General features: G+C 41.8%; 20 protein-coding genes. 7 read left to right on the forward strand and 13 right to left on the reverse strand.

Features of this window, described 5'->3' with window-relative positions:
• Positions 1-99 precede the first annotated feature (99 nt).
• A complete protein-coding gene (locus tag AC13CS_RS06730; protein ID WP_293163226.1) occupies positions 100-1,293 on the forward strand; it encodes a PQQ-dependent sugar dehydrogenase in 1,194 nt (397 codons plus the stop codon).
• Positions 1,294-1,497: 204 nt separating this feature from the next.
• On the opposite strand, the gene AC13CS_RS06735 is transcribed toward AC13CS_RS06730, so the two are convergent.
• A complete protein-coding gene (locus tag AC13CS_RS06735) occupies positions 1,498-2,262 on the reverse strand; it encodes a TIGR03915 family putative DNA repair protein (RefSeq protein ID WP_293163229.1) in 765 nt (254 codons plus the stop codon).
• Positions 2,263-2,536: 274 nt separating this feature from the next.
• On the opposite strand from AC13CS_RS06735, the gene AC13CS_RS06740 reads away from it, so the two are divergent.
• Entirely contained in the window at positions 2,537-3,289 is a 753-nt protein-coding gene (locus AC13CS_RS06740) for a LexA family transcriptional regulator (RefSeq protein ID WP_293163232.1), read from the forward strand.
• Here AC13CS_RS06740 and AC13CS_RS06745 read toward each other — a convergent pair whose 3' ends face one another.
• Genes AC13CS_RS06745 through AC13CS_RS06765 form a run of 5 tightly spaced genes read right to left on the reverse strand, consistent with a single transcriptional unit; the run spans position 3,290 to position 8,674 of the window.
• Positions 3,290-4,285 carry an SMP-30/gluconolactonase/LRE family protein gene (locus AC13CS_RS06745; protein WP_293163235.1) on the reverse strand — a complete coding sequence of 332 codons (996 nt, stop codon included), beginning with the start codon at positions 4,283-4,285 and terminating at the stop codon, positions 3,290-3,292.
• Between the two features lie 48 nt (positions 4,286-4,333).
• Positions 4,334-5,254, reverse strand: a complete 921-nt coding sequence (locus AC13CS_RS06750; RefSeq protein WP_293163238.1) for an ATP-grasp domain-containing protein — start codon at positions 5,252-5,254, stop codon at positions 4,334-4,336.
• Positions 5,244-6,395, reverse strand: coding sequence for a putative phage abortive infection protein (locus AC13CS_RS06755; RefSeq protein WP_482888694.1), 1,152 nt, complete (start codon positions 6,393-6,395; stop codon positions 5,244-5,246). Before AC13CS_RS06755 ends, AC13CS_RS06750 begins: the two co-directional genes overlap by 11 nt.
• Positions 6,396-6,410: 15 nt before the next feature.
• Complete coding sequence (ggt, locus tag AC13CS_RS06760; protein ID WP_293163244.1) at positions 6,411-8,093, reverse strand: gamma-glutamyltransferase; 1,683 nt, start codon at positions 8,091-8,093, stop codon at positions 6,411-6,413.
• A complete protein-coding gene (locus AC13CS_RS06765; RefSeq protein WP_293163247.1) occupies positions 8,081-8,674 on the reverse strand; it encodes an acyl carrier protein phosphodiesterase in 594 nt (197 codons plus the stop codon). The genes ggt and AC13CS_RS06765 overlap by 13 nt, the downstream gene beginning before the upstream one ends.
• 91 nt (positions 8,675-8,765) lie before the next feature.
• Here AC13CS_RS06765 and glmM point away from each other — a divergent pair, with 91 nt between their 5' ends.
• Positions 8,766-10,154 (forward strand): phosphoglucosamine mutase, encoded by a 1,389-nt coding sequence (glmM, locus tag AC13CS_RS06770; RefSeq protein WP_293163250.1) that lies wholly within the window; start codon positions 8,766-8,768, stop codon positions 10,152-10,154.
• Here the strand turns inward: glmM and AC13CS_RS06775 are convergent.
• A complete protein-coding gene (locus tag AC13CS_RS06775; protein ID WP_293163253.1) occupies positions 10,151-11,062 on the reverse strand; it encodes an LpxL/LpxP family acyltransferase in 912 nt (303 codons plus the stop codon). The genes glmM and AC13CS_RS06775 overlap by 4 nt on opposite strands.
• Before the next feature lie 53 nt (positions 11,063-11,115).
• Here AC13CS_RS06775 and AC13CS_RS06780 point away from each other — a divergent pair, with 53 nt between their 5' ends.
• The gene (locus tag AC13CS_RS06780; RefSeq protein ID WP_293163256.1) at positions 11,116-11,766 is read left to right on the forward strand and encodes a rhomboid family intramembrane serine protease; all 651 of its coding nucleotides are present in this window, start codon (positions 11,116-11,118) and stop codon (positions 11,764-11,766) included.
• Positions 11,767-12,399: 633 nt separating this feature from the next.
• Here the strand turns inward: AC13CS_RS06780 and AC13CS_RS06785 are convergent.
• The 5 genes from AC13CS_RS06785 to AC13CS_RS06805 form a co-directional block, all read right to left on the reverse strand.
• The gene (locus tag AC13CS_RS06785) at positions 12,400-12,921 is read right to left on the reverse strand and encodes a DUF7935 family protein (protein ID WP_293163259.1); all 522 of its coding nucleotides are present in this window, start codon (positions 12,919-12,921) and stop codon (positions 12,400-12,402) included.
• A 79-nt stretch (positions 12,922-13,000) separates the two neighbouring features.
• Positions 13,001-13,771 (reverse strand): coiled-coil domain-containing protein, encoded by a 771-nt coding sequence (locus AC13CS_RS06790; RefSeq protein ID WP_293163262.1) that lies wholly within the window; start codon positions 13,769-13,771, stop codon positions 13,001-13,003.
• Between the two features lie 37 nt (positions 13,772-13,808).
• Positions 13,809-15,383, reverse strand: a complete 1,575-nt coding sequence (locus tag AC13CS_RS06795; RefSeq protein ID WP_293163265.1) for an FMN-binding glutamate synthase family protein — start codon at positions 15,381-15,383, stop codon at positions 13,809-13,811.
• 305 nt (positions 15,384-15,688) lie between these two features.
• Positions 15,689-16,975, reverse strand: a complete 1,287-nt coding sequence (locus AC13CS_RS06800; RefSeq protein WP_293163268.1) for an amidohydrolase — start codon at positions 16,973-16,975, stop codon at positions 15,689-15,691.
• Between the two features lie 17 nt (positions 16,976-16,992).
• Complete coding sequence (locus AC13CS_RS06805; protein WP_293163271.1) at positions 16,993-17,532, reverse strand: DsrE family protein; 540 nt, start codon at positions 17,530-17,532, stop codon at positions 16,993-16,995.
• 138 nt (positions 17,533-17,670) lie between these two features.
• Here AC13CS_RS06805 and AC13CS_RS06810 point away from each other — a divergent pair, with 138 nt between their 5' ends.
• Together AC13CS_RS06810 and AC13CS_RS06815 are read left to right on the forward strand one after the other, a co-directional pair.
• A complete protein-coding gene (locus AC13CS_RS06810; RefSeq protein WP_293163274.1) occupies positions 17,671-20,001 on the forward strand; it encodes a UvrD-helicase domain-containing protein in 2,331 nt (776 codons plus the stop codon).
• 147 nt (positions 20,002-20,148) lie between these two features.
• Positions 20,149-22,365 (forward strand): hypothetical protein, encoded by a 2,217-nt coding sequence (locus AC13CS_RS06815; RefSeq protein WP_293163277.1) that lies wholly within the window; start codon positions 20,149-20,151, stop codon positions 22,363-22,365.
• Positions 22,366-22,944: 579 nt separating this feature from the next.
• Here AC13CS_RS06815 and AC13CS_RS06820 read toward each other — a convergent pair.
• Positions 22,945-23,580 (reverse strand): hypothetical protein, encoded by a 636-nt coding sequence (locus AC13CS_RS06820; protein ID WP_293163279.1) that lies wholly within the window; start codon positions 23,578-23,580, stop codon positions 22,945-22,947.
• 217 nt (positions 23,581-23,797) lie between these two features.
• Here AC13CS_RS06820 and AC13CS_RS06825 point away from each other — a divergent pair, with 217 nt between their 5' ends.
• Positions 23,798-24,418 (forward strand): L-threonylcarbamoyladenylate synthase, encoded by a 621-nt coding sequence (locus AC13CS_RS06825; RefSeq protein WP_293163282.1) that lies wholly within the window; start codon positions 23,798-23,800, stop codon positions 24,416-24,418.
• The last annotated feature ends 51 nt before the right edge of the window (positions 24,419-24,469 follow it).

Raw genomic sequence — 24,469 nt, forward strand, 5'->3', positions numbered from 1 at the left:
AGTTTCCGATGGAATATTATAAATCTCCAAAACACCTTTAGGTTTCCGCGATTTTATCATAGCTTTATTGAATCAGAAACAAAACACCTAAAAAACAAGATGAAAATGTATACTTTGACCTTAAGGTCAATATTAATGTTGATGCTTTCGGTAACATTTTTGGCATGTAACGGAAAAAAGGATGACAAAGATGAAGAAACTACCGAAGAAACAACAACGGAAGAAACACCGGAATATACAGGTGATTTACCATTAGATCGTCTCAACCTCCCCGATGGATTCAGCATAGATGTGTATGCGGAAAATATTGAAGGCGCACGTTCCATGGCCATGGGAGCAAACGGAACCCTGTTTGTAGGTACCCGAAACGAAGGAAAGGTGTATGCTTTAAAAGATGTGGATGGCGATTATAAAGTGGACGAAACCTATACCATTGCTTCGGATTTGGAACAGCCCAATGGCGTTGCTTTTAAAGATGGTGCTTTGTATGTGGCCGCAGTAAGCCGAATGTTCAAGTACAACAATATTGAATCGCAGTTGGAAAGTCCCCAAGACCCCGAATTGATCTATGACGATTACCCAACCGAATTTCACCATGGTTGGAAGTATATCGCCTTCGGTCCGGATAGTAAATTATACGTTCCCGTAGGAGCTCCGTGCAATATTTGTGATAGTGCTACGGTAGATAAACGCTATGCATCCATCACTCGAATGGATCCCGATGGCAGCAATAGGGAAATTGTAGCACATGGAGTGAGAAACACTGTGGGTTTCACGTGGCATCCAGAAACCGATGAGTTGTGGTTTACCGACAATGGCAGGGACATGATGGGAGACGATGTGCCTCCAGGGGAATTGAACAAGTTGACCGAGGTAGGACAGCATTTTGGTTACCCATTTTGCCATGGCGGAACCGTTAAGGACCCTGAATATGGTGACCAACGCCCCTGTTCCGATTTTGTGCCACCAGTACAGCCATTACAGGCCCACGTAGCGGCTTTGGGCGTAAAGTTTGGTAAAGGCCCTATGTTTCCCGAAGCATACACGGGGCATGCGTTTTTGGCGGAGCATGGCTCTTGGAACCGTTCTTCCAAGGTAGGCTACAGGGTAACCTTGGTGAAGCTTGAAAATGGAGAAGCCGTAAGTTATGAACCCTTTATAGATGGTTGGTTGGATGAAGAGTCGCAAGAAGCTTTTGGTAGGCCTGTAGATTTGCTTTTCTTGGAAGATGGTTCTTTATTGATTTCCGATGATGAAGGGGACGCTATTTATAGGGTCACCTACAAGGGTTAACTCCGCATCAAGTCGCTTGGGAATTGTTATTTACCCTATTTGCGTAATGGAGCAAAAAAATAAATAGCAGTAAAAAATTGGACGACCAAGAAAAGGTGGATCTATAACAATACATTACCCGCATTTACGGCAGTTTAACCAGTCTTATGTGCTGTTTTAAAAGCAAAAGCGACCATTTTGTGGGGGAGAGGGGTAGGGGGATAATCAAACCGCCTCTCTCTTCTCACCCAAATACTTCCAATTTCGTTTCGGTATATGCTGTGTGTGTAATTTTGGATTGATGTACGATGCGACGTTGGTACTTTTAAAATAATCGTTCCAAAGGGTTTGGTTGGGAGCAAATGCATCACTTTTTACTGTTTTATTGTGGTGAATATCTTTTAAATTGAGAGATACCATTTCCACATGATCTAAATTGTAAAAGATGCCGTATTTGCGTTTCACATCGTAGATCAACCATTGCTGATCAGCATAACAGCCGCGGAAATGTTTGGAGATTAAAGGCAGCACATCAAAATCAGGTTCAATGTTTGCAAAATAAATATCGTCCTTGCTCAACTGAAACTGGACAAAGGTTTCCATACGGTGTTTTTCCCTCCCCACTTTTTTGGCCAATTGGCCAATGTACACCACAGTACTATCCGAATAGTCCAAATATTTACCGTTTTGGGCGCGCATTAGTTTTTGAATATAGGTGTAAAGCATGAGTTCAACGCCTTCGGCTTCACTCAAAAAAGCGAAATAGATATTGGATATGGCATTATGACTTTTGTTTCGGATGCCGTTCCATACCCGTTCGGCCTTTTCTACATTGGTAAAAACGGTTTCTGTATCGGAAAACAATCCGCTTTGGCTTTGATTGTTTTTTTGAATGTCGGCCACATCAATTTTCTCATCAAAAGCTATAAAGATTGCGGTCAGAAATCCATTAAAACTGCCATCGTAAATAAGGGTTGTTGTGGGTTCCATAATTGTCATTTTAATAAATTAAAAACATCGACCATTGGAAATAATCCAATCAAATATATGGAAATAATCCAAATAATGGAAATAATCCATAAAAGTTTTTGGAAATAATCCAAATGTTATATATTTGGTACGAGATGTCAGGTTGAGCCTTTCGACTCTGCTTCAGATAAACTTAAGTCGAGACCTGTTCTTTGCTAAATGGTTAGGAGGCTTCTCGATTATTCCTTCGACTGCGCTCAGGATGACAGCTCGAAGTGACACCAAAAATGAAGAAATGGAAAACGAATCAACCCTGAAACGATTTACCGATATCCGTAGGGAGCTCGGTTACACCCAAACCGAATTTGCCAAATTATTGGGGGTGAAGAACACCACAGCGGATATTGAAAGGGGAAGGACTAAATTATCGGGAAAGGTGGTTGCAGAACTCTTGCGCCAGTTTAAAATAAATCCACTTTGGTTGTTCGGAGAAAGTGATCAGAAACATTTGGACACTTCCAGAACCAGTGTTATCCCCAAAGTGGTTACGGTGGACAATTCCGATAACGATAACATGGTGATGGTAAACGCAAAAGCGGCCGCGGGATATCCCCAGAATATTTCAGATACAAGTTGGTACAGGCAATTACCTGCTTTTGATATGCCCATTCCCGAGTTTAGGAACGCCACCTATCGAGGTTTTCAGGTTGAGGGAGATAGTATGTTGCCCAATTTAAGGCCCAACGATTGGGTCTTGGCAAAAGCCATTGAGCATATTGATCATGTGAGCCCCAATAAAATGTACGTGGTGGTGCTTCAGGATTCTGTAATGGTGAAGAAAATAGAACGAAAGCCAAATTCCAATAACATTACCCTTGTGTCATTAAACGAAACTTATCCGCCTTACGAAATCAAACCTTTTCAAATCCAAGAAATTTGGGAGGTGAGCAGTAAACTTACCTTTAATGTGGATGCCACTACCGAAACGGGTTTATTGAAACAGCTTCAGGAGTCGATGGAAGAATTGAAAAGGCAGATTTCCAAATAATTAAAATCCACTCCCCACGGTTTTGGTTTGAATTCGCATCAGGTAATTATGAGCGGTCATATAAAGTACCGAGCCATCATCACCCCAAGCACAATTGGCTGTGCGCTGCCCCGTTTCAATGCGTCCCAAAAGCTTTCCTTTGGTGGTAATTATCAAAACTCCGCTTGGTCCCGTTGAAAAAATAGTGCCATCCTGAGCTACTTTAATGCCGTCCAACGAACCCACAAGTCCAGATTCCATTAAGGATGTTGCATCAAAAAAGATACGGCCTTTATCCAAGGAACCATCATGTTGGATGTTGTAGGCCATAATGTAAGGTGCTTTTGAATCGGATTGGTTCACATAGAGGATTTTTTCATCGGGGGACAGTGCCACACCATTGGGCCGACTGAGATTGCTGACCACCATTTCCACACTTCCATCTACATCTATTTTAAACACTCCAAAGGCATCAATTTCTCGAGTTTTGGAATTTTCTTGCTCCGGTAGGCCGTAGGGAGGGTCTGTAAAATAATAGATGCCATTGGAAGCTTGTACAATATCATTTGGGCTATTAAAACGTTTTCCTTGCCATCTATCGGCCACCGTAACTTTTCCACCACCCGATAAAGGCATGCGGGAAATTCTTCGGTCGCCATGCTCACAGGCCACCAATTCACCATTGCTGTTTATGATAAGTCCATTGCTGCCGGGTTCCCTACTATATGGAAGTATTCCCGTGTAGCCCGAAGGCTCTAAAAATGTCGTGATCCCTTCATCCTCTTGCCATTTAAAAATGGTGTTCTGGGGAGCATCGGAAAACAGAAGAAATCCACCTTCTTTCACCCATACAGGTCCTTCCGACCATATAAAATCTTCGGCCAAAACCTCAATTTTTGCATCTTTATCCACGTAGTTATAAAAAGCATCATCCAAGGCGACTAGATTGCCTGTGGTTTTTTGCTGGGCAAAACATCCGAAGGTTATACTTAATAGGAGGAGAGGTAAGTTTTTCATTTTAAAATATTTATTAAATATAAAAATATAGAACAACCCAAATTGGGTTTAATGAACAATGCAAGTTTCTTTGATCGCTTTTGCCAAAAAATCTGCCGCTTTAGGGTTTAAACGAAACCAAAGTTCCGGCTCAAAAATTTCCAGTTCGGCCAAGGCCCAATTGCCGTTATTGTCCTTAAAAATATCTACTCTGGCATAAATGGGTAATTCCGGTGCAGCATTTACCACACTTTTGGCGAATGCTATTTGTTCTTCAGTGGGATTGTACTCATGAACAGTTCCTCCAAAATCATCTTGAACCCTAAAATCACCAGGTTTTGCAATTTTTAGTACCGCATGGGTAAATTCACCGTTAAAAACCATCATGGATATTTCTCCCTCCGAAACAATATTTTGTTGAAATTCTTGAAGCATCATGGCTTCTTCCACCACTAATTCTTGGAAAATGGCCTCATGTTTTTCAATTTCATTTTTCTGAATTTTGTAGGTATGCCGCGCCGCGCCCGAAACACAAGGTTTTAAAATATAGGTGTCCGCCGTAAAGCCATGGTCTGATTTTGCATTTGCAATGGCATCGGCAAGGGTAGTTTTTGTGCCTTTTTCCACAAAAACCGTTTTGGGAATGGTCACGCCAGCGTTTGATAAATCTTGCAGGTAATGCTTGTCAATATTCCAATAGATAAGTGCTTTGGAATTAATGAACTGCGTTTGTTTTGAAGCTGTCTCCAACCATTTTGAAAACTCTGAATAACGGTCAAAATAGTCCCAAGTAGTTCTAAACAAGGCGTATTTGGTGGTTGACCAATCAAAATTGGGGTCGCCCCAAGATTTGCGAATGGCCCGTAAACCTTGTTTTTGCAATGCTTCAAGAACTAGGCGATCTTCTTGCAATACATTTTCAATATAGGGTGTCTTCTTTTCTGGAGCCACATAACGATGGTCCGTTAAAATAACAACATCATATTTCATTTCTTCTTACTTGAAATTCAAAAAGGAAATCATCATTTCTTCCTTTTTCAGTTCTATATCCTGAGTTTAGATTAAACTCTTTTGCCAAATCAAAATCATAATGGAGTTGCATTGGTCTGAGATTATGAATCATTCTAAAATCAGTAAAAAATCTATTTGACTGTGACTCCCAATCTGTCCCATAACCAGACCTCCAATTATAGAATAGTAATGCTTGCTCTTCATTGGATAGTTGGGCTCGAAGAAGCCTCAAATACTTTCTCTTTTCTTCATATGGAAAGGCATTTTCATTTAGGTTGACTATAAACTTGACAGAATGGAAAAGATGCCGATAATAATGTCCTAACAAATTGGAATGACCAGAGAGGATTAAATGGTTTAAATTTAATCTGGGATCGGAAACTATATCTCGGATTTTTACGCCTCCATCGACACCAGGCGTAGATAAAAAAGAAGAGTTGATATTTTTAAAGTCCCTGAAGGCTTGTTGGTGTAAGTCACTTTTGGGCGGGTTCAATAAATAAACATGAGAAAGTCCTGAAAAAAAGTAGTCGTATGAAAGACGAATTCTAAAATCGGCATCTTCCTCAGTAAAATGTTTTTTGATTACTTCATAAATTATGTTGACTTCATTCAAAAAATGTTTAAAAACTTTTCTTCCATTAATAGTTTCTTTGTTGTTTGTGATGCTTGTAAAAATCTCAAGAGACATTTCACTAACATTTTCCTTGTGAAGACGAATCATTTCTATGAACTGATTCTCAATTTGATTTTTTAAAAACTGTTCTTTTTGTTCTTTAAGCTGATTTTCAAAGTGAAGTCTATCTTGTTTTAATTGTCTATCAAAATTGGCAATCTGAATTTGGTTCGCTTTATATTGTAGATAGAATGCAAGAAAGGTCAAAATTATACCTGCAAGTCCAATGAAAGGGTTCATGATACCCCCAATAGTATCTCCAATTCCTCCAGTATCTGTAAAATCTATAATGGAGAATTTGTTATTGGTTAAAATCCATGGGGCAAGGAATGAAATTAAAATTAGGATAGCGGCAACAATTCCAAGTACCCATGATAATCTTTTAATTTGGCTTTGATAAGATTTTATTGAATCATCATTTGTATTTGAACTTGACACTTGCATTTGTGTTTAGCTGATTTAATATCCAACTGCGGTATCGTCGCCACGTTTGTCCGCTCCACCTTCGAGCTTTCCATCGGGTAAAACACGAATGGCATCCACTTTACCAATAATGGGCGTACGCTCTTCGTTAATAATGTATCCTTTGGATTTTAACTCGGTTTTAAGTTCTTCAGAAAAGCCTTCGGGTTCAAAAATCACCATATCGGGCAACCATTGGTGATGGAATCGTGGCGCATTGACTGCTTCTTGCATGCTCAAATTAAACTCATATACGTTTAAAATAGTCTGTGCCACCGCTGTAATAATGGTGGAACCTCCGGGAGTGCCAACCACCATGTACAATTTACCATCCTTCTCCACAATAGTAGGCGTCATACTACTCAACATACGTTTTTCTGGTTCAATGCTATTGGCTTCGGCGCCAATAAGTCCAAACATGTTGGGGACACCCGGCTTAGAACTAAAATCGTCCATTTCGTTGTTCAAAAAGAAACCGAGTTCATCGCAATATAGCTTGGAACCATACCCGCCGTTAAGTGTGGAGGTTACAGAAACGGCATTTCCCTCACTGTCCACTATGGAAAAATGGGTGGTTTGGGCACTTTCAATAATCTCTACTTCACCGTGGCTTACTTCTGATGATAGTGTGGCCTTATCAAAAGAGAAATTGGCCATTCTTTCTTGAAGATATTCATCATTCAGCAGCATATCATAAGGAATGTCCACAAAATCGGGGTCGCCCAAATAGTAATTCCTGTCCGCATACGCTCTTCGAGAAGCTTCGGTAAACAACTGAATGGTTTTGGTGGAGTTGTGTCCAAATTTTGAAACATCGTAGGGTTCCATCATTTTAAATATTTGGTTGATGGTAACCCCGCCGCTACTGGGCGGGCTCATGGAAATAATCTTGATGTCCTTGTAATCAAAAACTATGGGGTCTCTCCAAACAGCTTCATACTTTTCCAAATCTTCTTCGGTGATGTAACCGCCATTTTCCTGTACAAAAGCAGCCAGTTTTTGGGCAACCTCACCTCTGTAAAAACCATCCCTGCCTTCTTCCATAATTTTTTGAAGTGTTTTGGCGTAGGCGGGGTATTTTATAGTATCGCCCGTAACAAAAGGACCTGCAAATTTGGTGCTGTCCCCATTGGCTTCAATAAAATCCTCCCGATAGCCTTCCAATCGGTTAGCTTGCTTTTTGGTGACAACAACGCCTTTTTTTGCAAGTGCTATAATTGGCTCTATAATCTCTTTGAGTGGAAGCTTTCCGAATTTTCTATGCACTTCCAGTACCCCGGCGACCGTTCCTGGCACACCTACTGCGGTCCCGCCCGAGGTGCTCATTCCTAGAATTACATTGCCCAAGGAATCCAAATACATATCCTTGTGGGCTGCCAAAGGGGCTTTTTCTCTATAATCGATTCCTCCGACCTCGCCATTGCTCTTGCGGTAAACCATAAATCCGCCTCCGCCAACGCTACCCGCAAAAGGGTATGCGACTACCAAAGAAAGTTCTGTTGCGACCATGGCATCAAAAGCATTTCCACCTTTTTTCATAATGTCCGCCGCCAATTGTGAAGCTTCTTCGCGTGCGGATACCACCATCGCCTTTTCGGTGACCAGTCCGGTTGGTTTTGCAGGTTGTTGTTTACAATGGATAAATAAGATCAGGGGCAGGAGGAGTATTAGTCTTCGCATAGAGAAATAAATTTTTGGTTGGAAAAGGTAATCAATTCTTCAAAAAATGAGGTGAATTCATTTTCAAAATCAGTATAGTGCTCTTCAAGATCTAAAATGGCAAAATTCATCTTGGATTTATTTTTGGTGCGTCGGTTCATTCCGTTCAAAACACGGTCAATTCCAGCTAAATTGGCATAATTGAGCAACCAATTGTCCGCAATCATATAGGGCATCATGCGTTTGGTGGCCATGGGGAGGATGTCGTAGTTGTCTTCCAATAAATCATAGAAGTCCTCCACAAATTCATCCAAAGGCGTTTTGGAATAATCACTCCAGTTTTTGGCCAAAAAATGGTCGTAATAAATATCTACAATAACTCGGCTGTAATGGCTGTAATTTTTATGGAGGCGTTTGCTACTTTGCCTCACTATGGGGTGGGAATCGGTAAAGGTGTCAATTTCCCGATGAAGGAGAATCCCTTTCTGGATTTTATCCGGTAGATGTTTGTACTTGTTTCCACGGATATGATCGGCAAAGAAATTACCCAAAGTTATTTCCTTATCATCAAAAGATAGATAAATATGAGCCAAGAAGTTCATCGGGGCAAATTCTTTTTCTGTCGAAATTTACAAATTCAAAACATGGAATCGGATATGCCCGATTATATTTGCAAAAACTTTTTTAACAATTATGACACTGATCAAATCAATTTCTGGAATACGGGGAACCATTGGGGGCAACACTAACGATAACTTAACACCTGTGGATGCGGTTAAATTTGCTGCTGCTTATGGGACTTGGTTAAAGTCTTATTCCAACAAACAAAAATTGAAGGTTGTAATTGGACGGGATGCCCGTTTGTCGGGCGAGATGATCCAGAACTTGGTGGTTTCCACCTTGGTCGGGTTGGGGATCGATGTGATTGATTTGGGATTGTCCACCACGCCAACGGTAGAAATTGCTGTTCCTTTGGAAAAGGCTGATGGCGGAATCATTTTAACGGCCAGCCATAACCCCAAGCAATGGAATGCCCTTAAATTGTTGAACGAACGTGGTGAGTTTTTGGATGCTGAGCAAGGAGCAAAGATTTTGGCTTTGGCAGAGCAAGAGGATTTTGAATTTGCAGAAGTGGATGATTTGGGGGAAATCGTTAAAAATGATTCTTATATCGATATCCATATAGATGAAGTTTTGGAACTTTCCTTGGTTGATGCCGATGTAATTAGGGGCAAGGGATTCAAAGTTGTGGTCGATGGCGTAAACTCCACAGGAGGTATTGCCATTCCCAAACTGTTGGAAGAACTGGGCGTGGAAGTAGTGAAGCTTTATTGTGACCCAACGGGCCATTTTCCGCACAATCCAGAACCCTTAAAAGAGCATTTGGGAGACATCTGTAAAAAAGTGGTGGAGGAGAAAGCTGATTTTGGTATTGTGGTCGACCCCGATGTGGACCGTTTGGCATTTATCAGCAATGACGGACAGATGTTCGGGGAGGAATACACTTTGGTGGCCTGTGCCGATTATGTCTTGGGCAAGACCAAGGGGAATACCGTTTCCAATCTTTCATCCTCCAGGGCATTGCGCGATGTTACCGAAAAACACGGTGGCACATACGAAGCTGCTGCGGTCGGTGAGGTCAATGTAGTGACCAAAATGAAAGAAAACAACGCCATTATTGGTGGAGAGGGGAACGGAGGAATTATTTACCCAGAAAGCCATTATGGGCGTGATGCCTTGGTTGGGACAGCTTTGTTCTTGATGTTGATGGCTGAGCGAGGCGGAACCGTTGCCGAACTGCGTGCAAGCTACCCGAGCTATTTTATGAGCAAGAAGAAAATTCAATTGACCCCTGACTTGGATGTGGATGCCCTTTTGGAGGCCATGTACAACAAATATAAAGATGAAGAGGTGTCAACCATTGATGGAGTAAAGATTGATTTCCCCGAAAACTGGGTGCACTTAAGAAAATCCAATACGGAACCTATCATCCGAATTTACACCGAGGCAAAATCACAGGACGAAGCGGATGGCTTGGCCGACCGAATCATTGGTGAAATCAAGGAAGTAGCGGGAATTTAGGCTGTTTTTATTGGTTCTTTTTGGAACTCTTTCGGTACTTTGTCCTTGTGTTTCCAGCGTTTATGCGTCCAGAAGTAATATTCCGGAGCCTCACGAATGGATTTTTCTGTTTCTCTTAAGAAGGCATCCGTAATTCCGTAATCAGGAACTTCGGTAGGGTTTTCGGTAAGTATTTTAAATGTACCTTCATAATACCCTCTTTTCTTTTTTTGAACTTTCAGGTATACGGGTACAATATTGTTTGCTTTGCAGATTTCTTCGCCTCCTACGTGAGCTGGAACTACAATGCCCATAAAGTCGGTCCAGTACTTGGCTCTGCTCACCATGGGAGATTGGTCGCTGATTATCCCGACCATTAATAATTTCTTACTTTCTTTTGCCTCTTTCAGGATTTTTCTGCATTCTTTGGTTGAAATCAACTCGGTGTTGTATTTGCCTCGGATGTTTCTCACCAATTTATCAAAATATTTGTTCTCCACTTTTTGATAAATACCATAGCCTTTGGATATGATTTGAAGGTTCAAGGACAATACCCACTCCCAACTGGCATAATGGGGAAGCATAAGCATGGTATTGATGCCTTTTTTTTCCAACCCATTGAGCAGCTCAATATTGGTTACGGTGAACCGCTTTTGAATTTCTTTTTTGCTCATGCCCATGGTCTTCATCATTTCCAAGAAGATGTCGCACATGTGCCTGAAGAACTTTTTTTCGATCATCAATCGTTCTTCATCCGACTTTTCAGGGAAAGCAAGGACCAAGTTGTTGCGTACCACTTTTTTACGATACCCGATTACATGGTACAAGAGTACATAGACACCATCAGAAATAAAATAAATGATTTTAAAGGGAAGTCTGGAAATCAACCAGAGCAAAGGATAAACAAGGATATAAACTACCAGCTGCATAGACTATTCTTGTGTACAAATATAGCTATATTTGAACCCAAACCTTTATTTACATGCTTAATTTACATATTGCCACTATTGCTATTATGGCCGCCAATGTCTTGGTTTCCTTACGCGGATTCAACAACATGATTTTTTTTGATAGATACAAGTTCAATATCAGCGCCATACAGGCCGGGCAGCGTGAAAGAATGGTGACTTCGGGCTTCTTGCACGTAGATATTTCCCATTTGTTCCTGAACATGTTCACGCTCTACTTTTTTGCTCCCGTGGTAATCAGCTGGTTTGGTTCCATCAAGTTTCTGATTATTTACCTAGTTAGTTTGATTGCTGGCAGTCTTCTGGCTTTGTTTTTCCATAAAGATGAGCCTTATTATAGTGCCGTTGGCGCCAGTGGTGCAGTGATGGGGGTTCTGTATGCGGCCATATTGTTGAATCCTGATATGCAATTGGGCATTATGTTTATCCCGATTCCCTTACCTGCGTATGTGTTGGGAATTGCTTATTTGTTGTATTCCATATGGGGTATGAAGAGTAGAATGGGCAACATTGGACATACCGCTCACTTTGGTGGGGCCATTGGGGGCTATGCAACCACTTTGTTGTTTAAGCCAGAACTTTTTGTGACGGATACACTAATTGTGGTGTTACTGGCCATTCCCATAATCATCCTGTTTGTTTTGGGGAAAATGGGGAAGATTTAGGTTCAAGACTCAAGTTCAAGTGCAAGACTCAAGTTCAGAGTTAGGAGTTATTGGGTTATTCAGTTACTGCCGACTGCGTACTGCAAACTGTATTACTGCCTAGAGCATCAATCTCCTATAATCCCTACCCACGGCAGACACGAATTGCACAAATGACCATCAATTATTCCATTTTCATTACGAACCGACCAATGGGAGGGTGAGAAATCTACTTTATAATCTGTTCCCAGGTTTTTTTTAAAGATGGATTCCTGCCTTCGCAGTAATGACAAACTCAGGCATCAAGTTCAAGAGCAAAGAAAAGAGAACCAAGACTTCGTGCATCGTGCATCCGACTAGGTTATTGGGTTATTGAGTTACTGCTTACCGCCAACTGACTTCCGACTTCGTGCATAAAACTCAAACGTCAAGTTTAAGAGCCAAGAATCAAGACTCAAGAACCAAGACTCAAGTTCAGAGTTACTAAGTTATTGGCTTACTGCCTAACTGCTGACTGCAAATTCAAATATCAAGTTCCAAAACTCCCGACTTCGGACATCGGGCTTCCGACCTCTGGATCAAATTATTGGGTTATTGAGTTACTGCGGACTGCCAACTGCCACTGCTTACTGCAAACTGTATTACTGGACCGCATCAATCCCAAAGCTCGGTGACTTCTTTTTTTACAAAGGCCAAAGCGGCGTTGGAAGGAGATTCTTTTTCCATAGTCTGATTGAGAATATCTTCCCGAAGCTTATCCGGAGAATCGGTTTCGCTCATTCCAGCGGAACGGATGATTTGAATGGTTGCATTTTTAGCCGTTTTGATAATGTTCCAGCAAGAATCGGACATATATATCTGCTGTGATAGATTATGCTCAAATTCCGTTTCAATCTGTTTGATCAACAGGTTTTCGTAATCACTTTTCTTTTTACCTGTTGGCGCTACTCGAACCACAAGACTGTTCAGGGCAATACGCTCCAAAAAGAGCGCCATACGCTCGTATGCTTGTAAACGTATAGGCAAAGTTTCTTTTTGAGAATCTTTGTGCAGTAAAAAGCGTCTGCGACCATCTTCATTCCGGGTGTGCAATCTAAAAAAATAAAAAGCAACTGCTCCGGTAACAACAGCTGGTAATAAATAAGCAAATAACTGAAGGATTTGATCTCCACTCATAAGGTAGTCAGGTTTTTATTGATTTTACTCTACCAAGAACGCATCAAAACCTTAAAAAGTATTTTAAGCCAAAAGGTTATTAGTTACCTTTCGTACTTTCTTTGGCTTTGGCGTAAAATCCTTTATAGTCCGGCTGTAATTTGATGTTGATTCCCTCCTTAAAATTACCATCTTTAGCGGTAACATTGATGCTTTCGGCAGGAACTTCCAAACTTGTCACCAATGCTGAAGCAACAGCCGCCATTTGATTGTAGGTTGGACCATATTCCCCGGTAATGTTAAGTCCTTCAACTTCTGCTTTAAAATTAGGATTGGTTTTGATTACACTGGCTACGCCGGCCAACCATGTTTTGCCTTCCTCTGTCAATTCTGATGAAGTATCCGAGCCAAAAAGTGCGGTTAAACTATTGCTGATAACAACGATGCCTTCTTCAACACCCACCTTAGCATTTTCACCTAAAGTCTGTTTGATTCTGGTCAAGGAAACAATGGCCGTAGAGTCGTTGGCGGAAATCATATCGTTTATGCCACTTAGTTGTTTTTCCTTTCTGGCCAAAGCTTCCATGGCACGGTCTACGTTATCCGAATTTTGTTTGGAAAGTTCCGAGAAGTTGCTCATATTGCTTAAAAGCGTAGCATTGGCATCTCGAAGGGTAGCATTTTCAGATTTAAGTGCCTCTGCCTCGGCATTGGCTGATGATATTTCTCGTCTTGCCTTTGCTAATTCCTGCTCCACTTCGGAAATTCTGGTTTTCAAAGTATCTATTTCAGCAAAAAGTTCGCTTTTTCGTTGAGAGAAAGCACTTGAAGCTATCACTAAAAACAGGATTAGGGGTAAATTTCTTTTCATAAGTAGTAATATAGTTTATTTAATATCTGGGGCTAAATTATAATGTTTTTTGCAGTTCTGGTTTTCCGCCCAAGTGTTCACAATCCAAAAGATTTTGCATAGAATCAAATTTCACCTTTTCTTTTTGGTAACCATAAACGGATTTTAAATCGCTGCTAAGATAATCATCATCCACGTTTACTTGTACATCATCCATATTAAATTGACAAGGATGCTCGTAACCCGCAGCATGGGTGATTTCCAACAACTCTTTCCTGAATGTTTTAAAGTATTGCGCCAATCTATCGGATTTTAAAGGCACATTTATGCCGCTTTGACGCCACTTACTTTGGGTGGCGACACCAGCAGGACAACGGTTGGTATGACAAACCTGTGCTTGAATGCACCCAATGCTCATCATGGCTTCCCGGGCTACGTTAATGCAATCGGCTCCCATGGCAAATGCCATTGCCGCTTTTCCAGGGAAACCCAGCTTGCCGCTGCCAATAAATACAACTCTTTCCGTAAGTCCGTATTCCGTGAACAAACTGTATACTTTGGAAAATCCATACGTCCACGGTAGGGATACATGATCGGCAAAACTTGGAGGAGCCGCACCTGTTCCGCCTTCGCCACCATCAATGGTGATAAAATCCGGTCCTTTGCCCGTCTTTTTCATTAAATCGGCCAATTCTTCCCACTGCTCGACTTTTCCAATGGCACCTTTTATGCCGACAGGCAATCCAGTTTCCTCTGCAATGGATTCGATAAACTCCAAAAGTTCTGGGATTGTTGTGAATGCTTTGTGGGTGGGAGGGGAAATAACATCCTTGCCGACTTCAACACCACGTATCTCTGCAAGCTCTGGTGTAATTTTTGAGCCAGGAAGCACACCGCCTTTGCCGGGTTTTGCTCCTTGGGATAGTTTTATCTCAATGGCTTTGATGCATGGATTTTCATCCACCAGGACTTTTAACTTGTCCATGGAAAAACCACCATCACGAGACCTCACACCAAAATAACCTGTCCCAAAATGAAAAATAACATCACCCCCTTGTTTGTGATATGGGGAAAGTCCACCCTCACCAGTATTATGATAAGCACCACACTTTTCCACACCCCTGTTCAATGATTCAATGGCAGCAGCGGACAAAGACCCAAAGCTCATAGCCGAAACATTGATTATGGATGCAGGGCGATACGGTTTTTTACGTTTGTTGTAAGTGCCCATCACCTTAGCACAAGGCAAAAAATAGGGATGGTTTTTATTTGGATGGTTTTCGGGCACTTGAAACCCGATCATCGCATTTTTGATGAAAATATGTTGGTGTTTGTAGATATCCCTGTCCGTTCCAAAGCCTTCATAATTGTTCTCTTTTTTTGCAGATGCGTAAATCCAGCTTCGTTCTATACGGTTAAAGGGGAGTTCTTCCCGGTTATTGGCCACAAAATACTGCCGCATTTCCGGACCAATACTTTCCAACCAATACCGAAGATGACCTACAATGGGGTAATTATGACTGATGGTATGCGCTTTTTGGAAAAAGATATCACGAATGGCCACCATGAGGAGGAAAATCAAAACCCAGGCCCACCAAGGGATATCGGCCAAAAAATCAAGGAATGTTTCCATTTATATAGTTTGACGTAGTAGCTACAAATATCAAACCCCAATATTCAAATTCCAAATGCTGGAGGATATTGGGGCTAAAGTATTATTTTTAGTTAAAGGTTAAAAACCCTACAAACTTGCTTGACGGCAGTCAGGTTTTATTGCAGTTACTTTGGTTGCTATAATTTTTTTTGGATAATCCCCTCTCCGGTCTCCCCAAAGGGGAGAAGTTTCCCTCCTTGGAGGGATTAAGGGAGGACCTGATACCAGATGGCAAAGAATTTCATTCTTTTCTTTAAAACTATGGATTTCAAATCCACAGCGGTTTATTTGCTTCTGTCCAAATAATCCAATGCAATCTCGGTCATCGCTTTTACACCCAATTGCAGGCCGCTGTCATCAATTTTGAAATCTGGTGTGTGGTGCGGGAAATGCTCGTCGGGACCGGCATTGGGGTCTTTTCCTCCTAAAATGTAAAAGAAACCGGGTATCTTTTCTTGGTAGAACGAAAAATCCTCTGCTCCGGTAATGGCTTTGATCAAATGTACATTTTCTTCACCAGCCACTTCTTGAAGACTTGGAAGCGATGCTGCGGTCAAATCAGTATCATTATAGGTGATTGGTACTCCCTTGGCAATTTCCACAGTAGCTTCTGCACGGTATGCCTTGGCAATGGTTTCCGCCATTTCTATCATTCTATCGTTCACTTGTTTTTGCATGTCATAATCCAAGGTACGGATGGTTCCAATAAGTTCTGCGCTCTCTGGAATAATGTTGTTACGCACACCACCACTGATTTTTCCAACGGTGATTACGGCAGCCTCCTTGGTCAATTCCAATTCACGGCTGATGATGGACTGGTAGCCATCCACAATTTTGGAAGCCACAAAAATGGGGTCGATTCCTCCCCAAGGCTGTGAACCGTGGGATTGCTTTCCTTTGATTTTCACCACAAAGCGTTGCGCAGCGGCCAAAGCACCACCTGGTTTATAGGCAATATGCCCCACAGGTAGGTAGGAACCAATATGAAGCCCATAAATGGCATCCACTTTCGGGTTTTCAAGTACGCCTTCCTTTACCATAAGTGCGGCACCACCTTCTTCTCCCGGAGGTGCTCCTTCTTCGGCAGGTTGGAATATAAATTTGATGGTTCCGTGGATTTTGTCCTTATTTTTGGCCAAAACCTCTGCGGTTCCCATCATAATGGCAATGTGGGTATCGTGCCCGCAAGCATGCATCACACCAACTTCTTCACCTAAATACTCGGATGTTACTTCAGATTTAAAGGGAAGGTCATTTCTTTCGGTAACGGGCAGCGCATCAATATCTGCTCTAAGGGCAACCACTTTTCCGGGATGGTCTCCTTTTAAAAGCCCTACAACACCTGTGTGGGCAACCCCTGTTTGTACTTCAATACCCAAAGATTTTAAATGGGCGGCAATTTTTTCTGCCGTTTTAAACTCTCTGTTACTGAGTTCCGGGTTTTGGTGCATATCGCGGCGCCATTCGATTACTTTAGATTCGACAGCAGCGATGTCCTTTTCGAGCCCATGGTCTTGGGCATACATGGATAAACTTGCGAAACAAAGGGCAAGTGCTAAAATTTTCTTCATAATCAGGTTGAGTTAGTTTATAAATTGATTGGACGGTAGCCTTGGTTTTGCAATTGAATATTGGCCGTCATAGCGGAGAGCGCGATTTTTATGCCGGGAATCAAATCTTCTTTAGGAAGGTCCCTAGTTTTAGAGGATTGTCCGCACATAATTATTTCCACACCGGCCTCTAAAAGTTTTTCAACGAGTTCTCTATTTGGATTTTCCACCTTATATCGGGCTTTATGTGCATCGTCGGACAGTAAATTTCTTGCTGCGGTGCCATGCACGATAAGTGCAGCTTTTAATTGCGAAGCAGGGATGCCGCTTTGGGCGTGCATATTTAAAAAACGCGCTACTGTATTCAGGTTTTTATTGATTTCGGTGTCGGATTCTGGTCCATCTTTAACATCAAAAACCACTTTAAACTCTTGTGATTTGTCTGTTTTAAAGTCTGGGTTGTCTATTTCCCAAACGGCACCGTAGTTTTCTACAATGGGACCTGATTTAGTTTCTTGTGAAATTCCAGAAAATGCAACAATAATTAAAAGGAATAGGGGGGAATGGTGAAAATTCATCAGCTACTTTGGTTAAGACCTTAAATATATTTAAAATCAGAAGAAAATCGGTTACGGTGTTTATAAAAATTAAAAGGATGATTTTAGCAAGAGCTCAATAATGGCTAATTTCACGCCTACTTTAAAAGTTTCTAGTCCTTGAGCAGTTTTATAGATGAATTGAATGATGCACAGCGTGCCCCGGTATTGCACAAAGATGGTCCGTTGATGGTAATTGCAGGTGCAGGCTCTGGTAAAACCCGGGTGCTCACTTACAGAATAGCCCACTTGATGGAGCAGGGGGTGGACTCCTTTAATATTTTGGCCCTTACCTTTACCAACAAGGCAGCGCGTGAGATGAAGAAGCGTATCGCTGCCATTGTTGGAAATTCCGAGGCCAAAAACCTATGGATGGGGACATTCCACTCCGTTTTTGCCAAACTGCTTCGGTACGATGGCGATAAACTGGGCTATCCAAGCAACTTTACCATTTACGATACACAGGATTCCCAACGTTTGATTGCTTCCATCATCAAGGAAATGGGGCTGGACAAGGATATTTACAAATACAAGCAGGTACAAAACCGGATTTCATCTTACAAAAACAGCTTGATTACCGTCAAGGCCTATTTTCAGAACCCTGAATTAATGGAGGCCGATGCCATGGCCAAACGCCCAAGATTAGGGGAGATTTATCAGAATTATGTGGATAGATGCTTCAAGGCGGGTGCGATGGACTTTGATGACCTTTTGTTGCGGACCAATGAGTTGTTGACCCGTTTCCCAGAGGTATTGATGAAGTATCAGGACCGTTTCCGATACATTTTGGTGGATGAGTACCAAGATACCAACCATTCTCAGTACTTGATTGTAAAAGCACTGTCGGACCGATACCAAAACATTTGCGTGGTAGGGGACGATGCCCAGAGTATCTATTCGTTCCGTGGAGCGAACATCAGTAACATCTTAAATTTCCAAAGGGATTATGATAATGTTGCCGTTTATCGTTTGGAACAGAACTATCGTTCCACAAAAAATATTGTAAACGCAGCCAATTCTATCATCGCGAACAATAAAAACCAGTTGGAGAAGAATGTTTGGACCTCCAACGATGATGGCGGACTCATAAAAATACACCGGAGCGTTACCGATGCAGAAGAGGGACGGTATGTGGCAGGTTCCATTTTTGAGAACAAAATGCAGCAACAAATGCAAAACGGTGAGTTTGCTGTTTTGTATCGAACCAATTCACAATCCCGTGCCATTGAAGATGCCCTCCGAAAGCGGGATATTCCCTATCGTATTTATGGCGGATTGTCGTTCTACCAAAGAAAGGAGATTAAGGATGTATTGGCCTATTTGCGACTTATCATCAACCCTAAAGATGAGGAAGCGCTAAAGCGGGTCATCAACTTCCCCACACGTGGGATAGGGCAGACCACTGTGGATAAGCTGGTGGTGGCAGCTAACCATTACGGACGTTCCATTTATGAGGTAATGGAGCATCTGGACAAGCTCAATTTGAACATCAATGCCGGAACCAAGCGTAAGTTGACGGATTTCGTTACCATGATCAAGAGTTTCCAAATCATGAACGAGGGTTCCGATGCATTTACCCTGGCGGAACATGTGGCCAAAAAAACAGGGCTGTTGTTGGAGTTCAAAAAAGATGGTACGCCCGAAGGTATTGCCAAGATGGAGAACATCGAGGAACTATTGAACGGGATCAAAGATTTTGTAGAGGGTCAAAAAGAAATTGCCGATGCCACAGGTAGCTTGACCGAGTTTTTGGAAGATGTGGCCCTTGCCACCGATATGGACAAGGATATCGAGGATGATGATAGGGTAGCTCTAATGACTATCCACTTGGCCAAAGGGTTGGAGTTTCCTTACGTGTACATTGTTGGAATGGAAGAAGATTTGTTTCCCTCGGCCATGAGCATGAATACTCGAAGTGAGTTGGAAGAGGAGCGAAGGTTGTTCTACGTAGCACTAACACGGGCCGAAAAGCAAGCATTTCTTACCTATACCCAAAACAGATACAGATGGGGCAAACTCATTGATGCCGAACCGAGTCGGTTTTTGGAGGAAATAGAAGAGAAGTATGTGGAGAATCTAACTCCCGTGAACGATGGTTATCGGTATAAATCCACGATCGACAAGAATATTTTTGGAGAGGTGGACAAGAGCAAACTAAGACAGGTGAAACCGAAAAACGGGACGCCACCGAGTGTGCAAAAACCCAACGAAAACCAGTTGCGCAAATTAAGGAAACTCAAACCTGAAATTTCTGCCCCGACCAAACCCATGGATTTAGACCCAGGTCTCGTGGTCGGTGCACGGGTAAACCACACCCGTTTTGGAAGAGGGAAAATACTTAACATTGAAGGTGCGGGAAACGATAGGAAGGCTGAAATCCATTTTGACCAAGGCGGCATTAAAAAGTTACTGCTCCGTTTTGCCAAACTTGAGGTTTTGGATAATGCCTAACCTCAGTTTTTACCTTCTGTCAATAAAACCAATGTCGGTTTAGGGATTCTCCAAATAATTCTTTTGTGGCTGTTCGGGTGGGTAAAAATGCTTAAATTCAAAGCTATTATTTTTAATTAATAGACCAAACCAACCAACCTCTCTTTCATGAAAGATCTCTTTTTCAAACCTGTGTTTTTAGCGGTTACATTTCTTGTTATTACACTTTTCGGGGTGGCAGGCTATCATTATGCCATTGGATACCCGGCTTGGGTGACAATGCTGGTAGGAACTCTAATTGGCTTTGTATTGCTCATCATCTTAAAATTAGTGCTGACCTGGATTGCCCCTTTCGTCAAAAAAATCCCAATTACTCTTGTGACTACCGTTCTTGGCGGGTTTTTGGCACTTTATATTATGCGGATGTATACCTTCAGGTGGCCTTCTATTTTATTTTACGGATTGGCATTGTTTGGTTTTGTCTGTTTCATTCTGCTCACTTTGGGTGTTTGGCAAATCATCAAAAAAAAGAATGCTAAAAAAGGGGGCTTTCTTGTCATTCTGAGTGTTGCTCTGGGGGTTTTGGGCTTTTATGGGTTCAATGCTTTGGATGGTGATCCTTATGTGGAAACATCATCATCAGAAGAAACGATTGATGTTACCTTTTTGAGTGAAATGGGTATTGAAGACCCTTCCCAAAAAGGGGATTTTGAGGTAGAGGTTTTTACCTACGGAAGCGGAACGGATGAAAAACGACCTGAATATGCAGCAGGTATTAAGATAAAAACCCCAACGGTCGATGCTTCACGATTGCTTCCTGAGTGGAAAGGGAAAAAGAAAAAATGGCGTGAAAAATATTGGGGCTTTGGTGTGGACAGCTTTCCTTTGAATGCCCGTGTGTACATGCCCAAAGGAGAAGGTCCCTTCCCAATGGTAATGATGGTGCACGGCAACCATAGTATGCTCGATTATTCGGATGGAGGCTATGCCTATCTTGGAGAGCTTTTGGCCAGTAGGGGGATCATAGGCGTCTCTGTTGATGAAAATTTCATCAATGGGCATTGGTCCGGAGATTTTATGGGGAAAGAAATGCCCACCCGTGCTTGGTTGTTGCTAAAGCACTTGGAGCAATGGAATAAATGGAATGATGGGACTGACCCGGATATCAAAGGTAAGGTGGACATGGACAATATTGTGCTTGTGGGGCACTCCAGAGGTGGAGAAGCGGTATCCATCGCAGCAGCTTTTAATAAATTGGATAGGTTTCCCGATAATGGCAACGAGAAGTTCAATTTTAATTTTGGCATACAAGGAATCATCACTATTGCACCAACGGATTACCGCTATGATCGTGAAATCAGTCTTGAGGATATCAATTATTTGTCAATTCAAGGAGCTTACGACTCGGATGAGACCAGTTTTTGGGGAATGCGACCTTTTCATCGTTTGCAATTTTCAGAAGGTTTTGATGGCTTCAAAGCTGGTCTTTACATGAATCATGCAAACCATGGTCAGTTTAACTCCACTTGGGGACGGTCGGATTTTGGTGCGCCCATGAAATGGTTACTTAACCTTAAACCTTTGATTTCGGGTGAAGAACAGCGCCAAGCTGCCAAAGTTTATGTGAGCGCTTTTGCGGAGGCTGTTCTAAAAGGAAACAAGGATTATCAGCCTATGTTCCAAAATGTGGACTTGGTAAGCGATTGGTTGCCCAAGGAAGATTACAGGAGCCAATACAGTGACATTCATAAAAATGTACTGGTCAATTTTGAAGGCGACTTGGATGTAACCAGTGCTTCAAACGATATAAAATTGTCCGCCGAAAATTTTAAGGTGTGGCGTGAAACAGAATTGTTGGCCAGGGATGGCGGGAGCCAGCAGAACAACGCATTGGTGCTCGGTTGGAGCCATGGCTCGGATATTGAAACTGATTCCATACCCATTTATAGCATTCGATTGCCCGACACCTTGCAGCATTTTGGGACTGCTGATACCTTGGCACTTTCTATGGCCATGGCCGATATATCGGAACTTAAATTTGAAGATGAAGATGAAAAGCCTGAAACGCCAAAAGTGGGGTTCAATTTTAGTATTATGCTCCAGGATAGTCTAGGAAACTTTGCTTCGGTAGCGTTGGCGGATAACAACAAACTGCCGGGTACCATCAAGACCAAGTTCACTAAATTTAAGTTCTTGGATAAAGAAATGATTGGTGAAGCTTCCGAAATCCAGTTGAAAAGTTGTTATGTGCCCATTTCTTCTTTTCTAAAGCAGAACGATAGCTTAAACCTGTCCAAGTTACAAAGCATCAACTTGGTTTTTGATAGAGATACTTTGGGCGTTGTGGTTTTGGATGATATTGGGTTTTATAGAAAAAATAACTAAAAATAAAGTTTATCAACGGGAAATGTTATTGGGTTATTCAGTTATTGGGTTGCTGCCACTGCAAACTGACTTCCGACAAGTTCAAGTTCAAGAGCAAATAACAAGTGCCAAATTCCAAACTTTCGACAAGTTCAAGAACAAAGGGCAAAGAACAAAGAAGAAAGAAAAGAGAGCCAAGACACAAGTTCAGAGTTCGGAGTTACAAAGTTATTGGGTTGTTGAGTTACTGCGTACTGCAACTGCCAACTGGCATCGTGCTTCGTGCTTCGGACAAGTTCAAGTATCAAGTTCAAATACAGAAAGAAGATATACAAAAGCAAAGAACCTCCTTGCCTTGAACTCGCCTGTCTACCAGCAAAGGAGGTTTCGGGGTCTCCTCTTATGGGATTCCGAAACCAGTTCGGAATGACGATTGGCTAGGTTGATGAATTTTACGGATTTGCACGAACATATTTACACTTTTATGATGATAGGTTCAGGCATCGAGCAACCAGCATCGGGCATCAAACTTAAGTTCAAGCTCAAACACAAAGGCAAGGGTTGCTGTATACGCGGTACATTGCCGAATATGGAAGCGTATTATTGTTCAAACCCAGTTGCCGCATATCCTTCGTGGGGTTTTCCCGATAATGGAATTTTCGATTCAGCCAAGCTCCCATTGGTTATAGTGTAGGCTTTGGTAGTTGTATTAAAATGTCCTTTTTCCGAAGAAAATCTGCCATTGAGAAGGTATACGGTCTTACCGTTGCTCTGATTTGTGGATGTTACCCCATAATAGATCATGGGTTTTCCATAAAGGGAAGACGCTACAATCTTACTTTTGGATTTATAAAGGGCAATGTTTTTAATGTTGTGACCCATGCAATCCATTTTGGTCTCCCATGAAAAAACACCGAATTGTTGATCGTCCGAGATCACAAAGCCAATCTGGTGTTCATCTTCGTCATAAGCAGCTACCAAATCTTCAAATTTTCTGCTGGACCGTATGCTTTCAACTTTTTTCCGCATTTTTTCGTTTATGGTCACTATTTCATCCAAGTTTTTACAATCAGTAGTGTCCAACCCATTAAGCTGAATTAATAAATTATCCAATTGGGCAAGTGTGTTTTTTGCATCAAATTGTTCTTCTTCCATAAAATTGGAATTGTTACAGCTTGTGAAAGGTATCAAAAATCCAAAAGTGATGCATGCTATAATTAGTGTATTCAATTTCATAAGAATGCGATTTTTATTTAAAGGTGGGGTATAAATTTTAATATTTAGGGTCAAAATCAACCAATGGCCTATATGAATTGATGAATGGCCCATTTCCCTTTATAAAGATTCGATTCTGGTGATAGGTTGTGTGTATTATCAAACATTTAACATGCCTAACAGAACACCATATATTTGGTTGCATAAGTGTTATCTTTGTTGTTTATTCCTTAACAAAATGGCAGAGTTGATAAGACTTTACGAAGAAAACCCTAATCCCAAGCAAGTTGAAAAAGTTGTGAACGTGCTTAGGAAAGGAGGGCTTGTGATCTATCCCACGGATACTGTTTACGGTCTTGGTTGCGATATTACCAACTCAAAGGCCCTACAGCGCATAGCTAGGATAAAAGGGGTAAAGTTGGAAAAGGCCAATTGGTCCTTTATTTGTGCAGATTTAAGCAATCTGTCCGATTATGTTCGGCAGATAGATGGTCCAACATTTAAATTATTAAAGCGTACCCTTCCCGGGCCTTATACTTTTATACTTCCGGGGAACAACAATCTTCCGAAAGATTTTAAGAAGAAAAAGACGGTGGGTATCCGTGTGCCCGACAATGCAATTGCAAGGGCATTGGTGTCCGAATTGGGCCACCCAATTGTTTCTACATCCATCCGGGATGACGACGACATTCTGGAATACACCACAGATCCTGAACTTATTTATGAGAAATGGCAAAACCTAGTGGATATTGTAATTGACGGTGGTTATGGGGATAATGTTGCTTCCACGGTCATAGACCTCTCTGGCGATGAACCCGTAGTAATTCGGGAAGGCAAGGGCAGCCTTGAGATTTATTAAATAAAAAAAGCGGCCAATTGGCCGCTTTTTTATTATTGTAAGCTAAAACTT

It is taken from the genome of Flagellimonas sp. B-3 (assembly GCF_056857835.1).